Source organism: Mesorhizobium sp. M1E.F.Ca.ET.063.01.1.1, from assembly GCF_003998155.1.
Classification (GTDB): Bacteria; Pseudomonadota; Alphaproteobacteria; order Rhizobiales; family Rhizobiaceae; genus Mesorhizobium.
The window spans coordinates 1-7,264 of the sequence record NZ_RZSC01000277.1 but is presented as its reverse complement, the minus strand read 5'-3'; the positions used below and the strand labels follow the sequence as shown (position 1 = coordinate 7,264).

9 protein-coding genes and 1 pseudogene are annotated in these 7,264 nt (G+C 64.7%); 2 read left to right on the top strand and 8 right to left on the bottom strand.

What is annotated here, in order from left to right; all coding sequences use genetic code 11:
* Window positions 1-264: pseudogene (locus EOA29_RS19515) on the bottom strand (hypothetical protein); the annotation flags it as partial.
* A gap of 180 nt (window positions 265-444) precedes the next feature.
* A complete protein-coding gene (locus tag EOA29_RS19510) occupies window positions 445-948 on the bottom strand; it encodes a glycosyltransferase (RefSeq protein ID WP_127221308.1) in 504 nt (167 codons plus the stop codon).
* A gap of 150 nt (window positions 949-1,098) precedes the next feature.
* Between EOA29_RS19510 and EOA29_RS19505 the strand changes: the two genes are divergently transcribed.
* Window positions 1,099-2,253, top strand: a complete 1,155-nt coding sequence (locus tag EOA29_RS19505; protein WP_126095301.1) for a PA0069 family radical SAM protein — start codon at window positions 1,099-1,101, stop codon at window positions 2,251-2,253.
* A gap of 160 nt (window positions 2,254-2,413) precedes the next feature.
* Window positions 2,414-3,115, top strand: a complete 702-nt coding sequence (locus EOA29_RS19500; RefSeq protein ID WP_127221307.1) for a ribonuclease HII — start codon at window positions 2,414-2,416, stop codon at window positions 3,113-3,115.
* 256 nt (window positions 3,116-3,371) lie between these two features.
* Here EOA29_RS19500 and EOA29_RS19495 read toward each other — a convergent pair whose 3' ends face one another.
* The 6 genes from EOA29_RS19495 to EOA29_RS19470 all read right to left on the bottom strand — a co-directional run.
* Window positions 3,372-3,863 carry a F0F1 ATP synthase subunit B gene (locus EOA29_RS19495; RefSeq protein ID WP_126095303.1) on the bottom strand — a complete coding sequence of 164 codons (492 nt, stop codon included), beginning with the start codon at window positions 3,861-3,863 and terminating at the stop codon, window positions 3,372-3,374.
* Between the two features lie 10 nt (window positions 3,864-3,873).
* On the bottom strand, window positions 3,874-4,455 hold the full coding sequence (locus EOA29_RS19490) for a F0F1 ATP synthase subunit B (protein WP_127221306.1): 582 nt from the start codon (window positions 4,453-4,455) through the stop codon (window positions 3,874-3,876).
* A gap of 62 nt (window positions 4,456-4,517) precedes the next feature.
* The gene (locus EOA29_RS19485; protein ID WP_027164582.1) at window positions 4,518-4,742 is read right to left on the bottom strand and encodes a F0F1 ATP synthase subunit C; all 225 of its coding nucleotides are present in this window, start codon (window positions 4,740-4,742) and stop codon (window positions 4,518-4,520) included.
* 79 nt (window positions 4,743-4,821) lie between these two features.
* The gene (locus EOA29_RS19480; RefSeq protein ID WP_127221305.1) at window positions 4,822-5,580 is read right to left on the bottom strand and encodes a F0F1 ATP synthase subunit A; all 759 of its coding nucleotides are present in this window, start codon (window positions 5,578-5,580) and stop codon (window positions 4,822-4,824) included.
* 66 nt (window positions 5,581-5,646) lie between these two features.
* The gene (locus tag EOA29_RS19475) at window positions 5,647-6,039 is read right to left on the bottom strand and encodes an AtpZ/AtpI family protein (RefSeq protein WP_126095306.1); all 393 of its coding nucleotides are present in this window, start codon (window positions 6,037-6,039) and stop codon (window positions 5,647-5,649) included.
* Window positions 6,040-6,304: 265 nt separating this feature from the next.
* Window positions 6,305-7,264: cell wall hydrolase (locus EOA29_RS19470; RefSeq protein ID WP_145969710.1), on the bottom strand; the 960-nt coding region annotated here is incomplete at its 5' end.

Genomic DNA, 7,264 nt, shown 5'->3' with positions numbered 1-7,264 from the left:
CTCTACCACGGCCTCGCGCTCGATGCCGGTGAACATCGTCTTTTCCGCATTGTCGGCCGGACGCGCCCGTTTGGCGCCCAGCCAGTGCATGCGGCGCCCCGGCATGGTGCGCGCCAGCACGAACATCGGCAGCCAGGCCGGGTTTTCGCGAAGGTCCGTCAGATAGGTCGGGATGCGCACAGCGATGCGCTTGAGCAGGCTGCCGTTGCGGGCAATGGCCTCCAGGCTGGCCGCGCCGGAATTGTCTGGGGGAGCAAGGTTCATCGGGTCCTCATATGCATGGCGTCCATCGAAGCGACATCTGGCTATCGCTTTGGCACTACCCAATCCCGATTGTCCCGCATGGCAAGGATGCTAACCTCCCCTGCAATTTTGTGCAACGCACAATAAAGCGAGGGCTGAAATTTACGCCCGGCTTCCCTGTTGACGCCGCAGCGTCGGTCGTCACTTCGGCGGCGCCACCCAGATCTCGGCATTGAGCCTTCTGGTTGCGAGGCCGCGCGCCAAGGCTTCGGCGCTGCGTGCGCTCTTTGCGAGAGCCGAGGCCTGGCGCTTGCTGATGACAAGGCCCTCGGCCAGCGCCCGGTTGCCGGAAAAGACCCTGGCCAGGAACGGGGCGCGATTGGCGCGGGCGCGCGAGAAGCGCGCGGGCATCGTCTGCCTCGCCATGTGAGCGACGACCTCCTCGATCCAGCCTTCGGCCAGCCGTGCGCCAGGCTCAAGGAGCAGCAGCCAGTCGCCCTTGGTCTGACCGATGCCTGTCGCGATACCGCCGGCCACATAGTGGCAGCCGGCGTGCTCGGCGACGCGGTGCGTCTGGTCGGTCGAGCCTGTGTCGCAGACGACAACGTCGCGCACGACGCCTTCGACCGCGCCGCCGATCAGCGAGGCGAGCGTGCGAGCAAGGCCCTCTTCGTCGTTCCGGGTTTCGATAAGAACGCTGAGCATCGTTCAGCCGAATAGCCGAAAGCCGCGCGTTGCGCCAGTTGCGCGTCGCGGATCAAAAAGTTCTTGATTTGTTCTCACCGGCAAAATAGGAATAGTTTCATGAACAGAGCGATTCGACAGCCTGCCGACAGTCCTTGGGAGAGGGCGAAAATGGAACAGATCGTGCGTGCCGACATTGCTGCCTTCGGAGCGGGCCGAGCCGAAATGGCCAATGCGATGATCGAACAGAGCGGCATGCGCGTCCGGCCCGACCGCAATCGCGGGCGCTCGGCCGGCATCAATCCGTCCGGCCGGTTCGAGCCGGTCAGCCGGCATGTGTTCGACGACGGCTGGAACTCGCTGGAAGAGCTGCCGCCCTTCAAGACCGAAGTGCAGGTCGAGAAGCCGCGCACGATCATTACCCGCAACGAATCGCCGGACATTTCCTTCGACCGTTCGATCAACCCCTATCGCGGCTGCGAGCATGGCTGCGTCTACTGCTTCGCCAGGCCGACGCATGCCTTCATGGGCCTGTCGCCAGGGCTCGATTTCGAATCCAAGCTCTTCGCCAAGCCGGATGCGGCGCGCATGCTCGACAGAGAATTGTCGAAGCCGGGCTACCAGCCGCGCACCATCGCCATCGGCACCAACACCGATCCCTACCAGCCGATCGAGAAGCAGTACCGGATCATGCGCGAGATCCTGGAGGTGTTGGAGGCGCGCGGCCACCCGGTCGGCATCGTCACCAAATCGGCGCTGGTGACGCGCGACATCGACATCCTGTCGCGCATGGCCGAACGCGGCCTCGCCAAGGTGGCGCTGTCGGTCACGACGCTCGACCGCATGCTGGCGAGAACGATGGAACCCCGCGCGTCGACCCCGACCAAGCGACTGGAGGCGATAAGGCAGCTTTCGGATGCCGGCATCCCGGCCTCGGTGATGGTGGCGCCGATCGTTCCCGGCCTGAACGACCCGGAACTGGAACGCATCCTCGATTCGGCACGCGCAGCCGGCGCCAGGGAAGCGGGCTATGTCGTGCTGCGGCTGCCGCTCGAAGTGGCGCCGATCTTCAAGGACTGGCTGCTTCGCCATTATCCGGATCGTTATCGGCATGTGATGTCGCTGATCCGCTCGATGCGCGACGGCAAGGACTACGATTCGGAATGGGGCAAGCGCATGAAAGGCGCCGGACCCTATGCCTGGCAGATCGGCCGGCGCTTCGAGATGGCCGCCAAGAGGCTCGGTCTCAACGTCGAGAGGCGGCAGCTTCGGACCGATCAATTCGTCGCGGGCTCAGGCGCCGGAGAGCAGCTGATGTTGCTTTGACAAAGACCAGGCCAGGGCGCGCCGCATGGCTGTGCCCTGGCCCACGATCCCGTCCGGCCCCTGTCCCCCGGCCGTGAGACGGTGCCCTCCCTGGTCCGACGCCCCATCCGACCCGGAGGGACTTGCGGAGAATCGGAGCCGATGCGAACCTCGCCGCACCATGGCTCGCGCGCGTTCCGATTCTCCGCTTCTCTTTGAACTTGTCGAGAAGCCCGACTTCTCCATCGAGACGAAGGCGATGGCCGATGGGATGTGGCCTGTCGCGGGCATGGACGAGGCCGGCCGCGGGCCGCTCGCCGGTCCGGTGGTTGCAGCCGCAGTGGTGCTCGACCCGGCCAACATTCCCGATGGCCTCGACGATTCCAAGCGCCTCACCCACTTGCAGCGCGAGGCGCTGTTCCTCAAGATTCTCGGCTCGGCGCTCAGCGTCTCGATGGCCTCGATCAGCGCCGAAGGCATCGACAACAGCAACATTTTGAAAGCCAGCCTGGAAGCGATGCGCCGCGCCGCGGCCGGCCTGTCGCTGCAGCCGAAGCTGGCCTTGGCCGATGGCCGCGACGTGCCGCCTGGGCTGCCCTGCGAGGGCCGGGCGCTGATCAAGGGCGACCAGCGCTCGCAGTCGATCGCCGCCGCCTCGATCGTCGCCAAGGTGATGCGCGACCGGATGATGTGCGGATGCGGCGGTCATCACGAGCACTATGGCTTCGAAGTGCATATGGGCTATGCGACCGTTCGGCATCGGACCGCTATCGAAGTGCATGGCCCGGTGGCGCGGCTGCACCGGGCGTCGTTCGCACCGTTTCGACTGGGTGGGGTTGAGGTGGTGGAAGAGGAAGAAGAGAGCTTCGCAGGATTGGAGTGAGGCGCCGCGGGAGTTGCGTAATCTCCCCCCTTGAGGGGGAGATGGCCGGCAGGCAGAGGGGGTCGCCTCGCGAAGAGCGCCAACCTCTTTTTTCTTTCAATACGGCATTTGCACCAGTAGAGCGCTGCGTCAGCGGAGGCGACCCCCTCTGTCGCCTTCGGCGACATCTCCCCTCGAGGGGGGAGATTATCTCCGCCACAACAAAAAAGCCGCCGGGTTGCCCAGGCGGCTTTTTGATTCCGTAAAGCGAAATTCGTCAGTTCAGCTTGGCCTTCACGTCCTGCAGCGCGGACTTGAACAGATCGGCGCCGGCCTTGGCGTCGACCTTGGCGGCAAGCAGGGCGCGGGCGGCTTCGACGGCGATGTCGACGGCGCTGGCGCGCACCTCGCCGATCGCCTCGCGCTCGGCCTGGCTGATCTTCTGCTCGGCAAGAGCCGTGCGCCGGGCGACATAGTCCTCGGTCTTCTTGTGCGCCTCGGAAGCGAGCAGCTCGGCCTCGCGCTTGGCGGCGGCGACGATGTCGGCGGCCTCCTTCTCGGCTTCCTTGCGCTTCTGCTGGTACTGGCCAAGCAGTTGCTGGGCCTCCTCGCGCAGGCGGCGGGCTTCCTCGAGCTCGCTGCTGATCTTGGCCGCGCGGGCGTCGAGCGATTTGGCGAGCATGCCCGGCACCTTCAGATAGATGACGGCGCCGAGGAAGATGATCAGGGCGATTGTTGCCCAGAGTGTAGCGAGTGATGTGGCGTCCATGATGCCCTCCTCACCGGGCTGCGGATTTGACCGCGGCCGCGATCTCGGCCTTGTCGGTCTTGCCGCCGACGAGCGCCTCAACGATGGCCGACGTGGTGTCCTCGGCGATCGTGCCGACTTCCTTCATCGCCTTGGCCTTGATCGAGGCGATGCTCGCCTCGGCCTCGCCGAGCTTCTTCTCGAGTTCGGCCTCGAGCTTCTTGCGCGTGCTTTCGGCTTCGCTCTTGGCGGCGTCGCTCGCCTGCTGGCCGATCTTGTTGGCGTTGGCCTTGGCTTCCGCCAGTTCCTGCTCATAGGCGGCAACGGCCGCATCGGCCTCACCCTTCAGCCTTGCGGCGTGGTCGAGATCCTGGGTGATGCGATCGTTGCGGACGTCGATGATGGCGCCGACGCGCGGCATCACAACCCGCTTCAGGAACAGATAAAAGAGCCCGAAGGTGATGACGAGCCACAGGATCTGCGACGGGAAGGTCTCGGCATTGAACGGCGGGAACGTGCCATGCTCCTCGGCAGGCACGACGGTGCCCGCATGCGTATCGCCTTCGGCCGCAGCCGGCGCGGACTCTTGCGCAAAGGCAGATGTCACGAACATCTCATTCCCCTGTCCATACGGCGGGGCCGCACCATGCGGCCCCTTTCGTCAGCGCGTGCTTCTTACTTGAAGACCAGCAGCAGCGCGATGAGGAGCGAGAAGATGCCCAGAGCTTCGGTCACGGCGAAGCCGAAGATCAGGCGGCCGAACTGGCCGTCAGCAGCCGACGGGTTGCGGAGCGCACCCGAGAGGTAGCTGCCGAAGATGTTGCCGAGGCCGATGCCCGCGCCGCCCATGCCGATGCAGGCGATACCAGCGCCGATAGCAGCTGCTGCAGTTGCGTCCATTTCAAAACTCCTGTGGTTTTCGTAATCGTTGCGGTTGGTACGTTGGGTATGCTGGCGCCGGGGCGCCGGTGAAGATCGATCAGTGGCTCGGGTGCAGAGCGTCGTTCAGGTACATGCAGGTCAGCACCGCGAAGACGTAGGCCTGCAGGAAGGCGACCAGCAATTCCAAGGCCGTCAGGGCGACGGCCATGGCGAGCGGCAAAATCGAGCCGGCGACGCCGACGGCGCCCAGCGCGCTGAGGCTGACGACGAAGCCCGAAAACACCTTCAGCGTGATGTGGCCGGCCAGCATGTTGGCGAAAAGACGAACCGAGAGGCTGACGGGGCGCGAGACGAATGAAATGACTTCGATCGCCACCACCAGCGGCATGAGGTAGCCGGGCACGCCATGCGGCACGAACAGCTTGAGGAAGCCGAAGCCGTGCTTGGCGAAGCCGTAGACGACGACGGTGCCGATGACCAGCGCGGCCAGCGTGAAGGTGACGATGATGTGGCTGGTGACGGTGAAGAAATAGGGGAACAGGCCGATCAGGTTGGCGACCAGCACGAACATGAACAGCGAGAACACCAGCGGGAAGAACTGCATTCCCTGCTTGCCCGCCGCGTCGCGCAGCATGTTGCCGACGAACTCGTAGGCCATCTCGGACATCGACTGCAGGCGGCCCGGAATGAGGGCGCGGCTGGCGGTGCTCATGTAGAGGAAGGCGGACGCAACGATGACCGTCACGACCATGAACAGGGCGGAATTGGTGAAGGAGACGTCGTAGCCGCCGATATGAAGCGGGATGATCGGATGGATCTGGAACTGGTGGATCGGATCGACCTTGTCAGCAGCCACTTTTTATCCCCGTCAAAGCCGCAACCGGCTTCTTAAGTTCGTTTTAGCGCCTTGCGGCGCCTCATCTCATTCCTTCGGCTCGGGCGGCTTGCCGCCTTGACCGAATTCCGGTGCAAGTCCCGCCGAACGCAGGACATTGAGTATACCGGCGCCAAAGCCCAGCAAGAGGCCGACAATCAGACCCCAAGGCGCCGTTCCCGCCAGGCGGTCGATGATCCAGCCCAAGCCGACACCAACCACCACTCCGGCGATGAACTCGCTGGACAGTTTCAGTGCCTGACCGTAACCGGTCGCAGCTTTCGCTTCGTCTTTCCCCTCGAGCCGGTCCGTGCGCCTTGATGCAAGCGATGCTTCAAGCTCGCGCCGGCGGCGCTCAAGTTCGTCGTCGCGGATGGCGGCTTCACGCTGTTTGCCGCGGCCGGTTTCTCCGGTTCCGTCTGGCCTGTCTTTGTTGGCCATCGCAACCCCCCTGCCCGGGCAGACTATCACCGTCCGTCCGCTTCTAAAGTCGCCGGCAACATAGTTAGAGGGTCCGCGCCCGTCAAGCCACGGGCCGAACTTCGAAGTGATGTATTTTTCTTAATTAAATCAGTTACTTATCCGGGTGCGACATCGTGCCCGTCACGCCCGCGCGAGGACTCGGCGCGAATCCGCGCGGCAAGCCGCGCCGATCGGTGCGCGCGGCGAGCCGCGGAGAACGCCCCCGGAGGCTCGCCCGAACGGCTCAGCTCCAGCCGCCGCCATAGGTGCGATAGAAGATGTGCAGGCCGATCCTGGTCATGCGCTGCATGGCGCGCGCCCAGCCGGGGTGGACGTAGTTGGCATAGTAGTGCGTGGAGGATCCGACCTCCGGGATGAAGATCTTGCCGGCGGTCACCGCCATGGCGACATCCTGGGCGGTCTTATAGGCGACCGGGTCGTTGATACGCTTCTTCCTGCCGTCGCAGGCGAAGGAGAACTGGCAGCGGTTGAACCAGTTGTCGTTCTGGTAGACGACGCCGCAGATCGTCTTCGGATAGGCCGGGTTGCGGACGCGGTTGAGGATCACCTGCGCAACCGCGGCCTGGCCACGCACCGGCTCGCTGCGCGCCTCGAAATAGATGCCCTTGGCGAGGCATTCCTGTTCCGGCTTGGAGAAGACGGCCGCCGGCAGCGGGTTCTGCATCCACGCGTGGTCGCCTTTGCCCATCGGCGGGATGAAGCGGCCGTCGTTGGGATCGTCCTGCAGCAGCGCCTCGAAGGGTGACGCCTTGGCGTAGTCCGGCGCTGACTGGGCATAGGCGGTGGCGAGGATATCCGGCTTGTCGTTGTTCACGAGCGCGACGAGAGCCGCCGGCAGTCCGGGATCGGGCTTCTTGTCTTCGCGGATATGGAAGGCTTGGGCGATCTGGACTTCCTTGCCCTTGATGCCAGGCTTGGCGAAGGTGAGCTTCAGGCCGCTGTCCATCGCGGGGCGGAGCAGCGACGAGGTGCGCTCGAAGATCGAGCCGGCGCTGAAATTCTTCGGCGGCGCCACCGGTGACACCTGGACGAGGCGGCCCTTCTTGTCGGCGCGCACGACGCGGTCCTCATCGGGCGTTGCGCCGGCGGCATTGCCCTTGCCGCGGAACGCAACGGCCCCCACACCGGGCAGTTTCACGCCAGAGCCAGAGATCGAGCCCGTAGCGGCGGAATCGATGAACGG

What these genes read in the sequence shown, in the direction of transcription:
- EOA29_RS19510 (WP_127221308.1), bottom strand. Translation starts at nt 948, where the DNA reads ATGCTCAGCGTTCTTATCGAAACCCGGAACGACGAAGAGGGCCTTGCT.
- EOA29_RS19500 (WP_127221307.1), top strand. Translation starts at nt 2,414, where the DNA reads ATGGCTCGCGCGCGTTCCGATTCTCCGCTTCTCTTTGAACTTGTCGAG.
- EOA29_RS19505 (WP_126095301.1), top strand. Translation starts at nt 1,099, where the DNA reads ATGGAACAGATCGTGCGTGCCGACATTGCTGCCTTCGGAGCGGGCCGA.
- EOA29_RS19485 (WP_027164582.1), bottom strand. Translation starts at nt 4,742, where the DNA reads ATGGACGCAACTGCAGCAGCTGCTATCGGCGCTGGTATCGCCTGCATC.
- EOA29_RS19495 (WP_126095303.1), bottom strand. Translation starts at nt 3,863, where the DNA reads ATGGACGCCACATCACTCGCTACACTCTGGGCAACAATCGCCCTGATC.
- EOA29_RS19490 (WP_127221306.1), bottom strand. Translation starts at nt 4,455, where the DNA reads ATGTTCGTGACATCTGCCTTTGCGCAAGAGTCCGCGCCGGCTGCGGCC.
- EOA29_RS19475 (WP_126095306.1), bottom strand. Translation starts at nt 6,039, where the DNA reads ATGGCCAACAAAGACAGGCCAGACGGAACCGGAGAAACCGGCCGCGGC.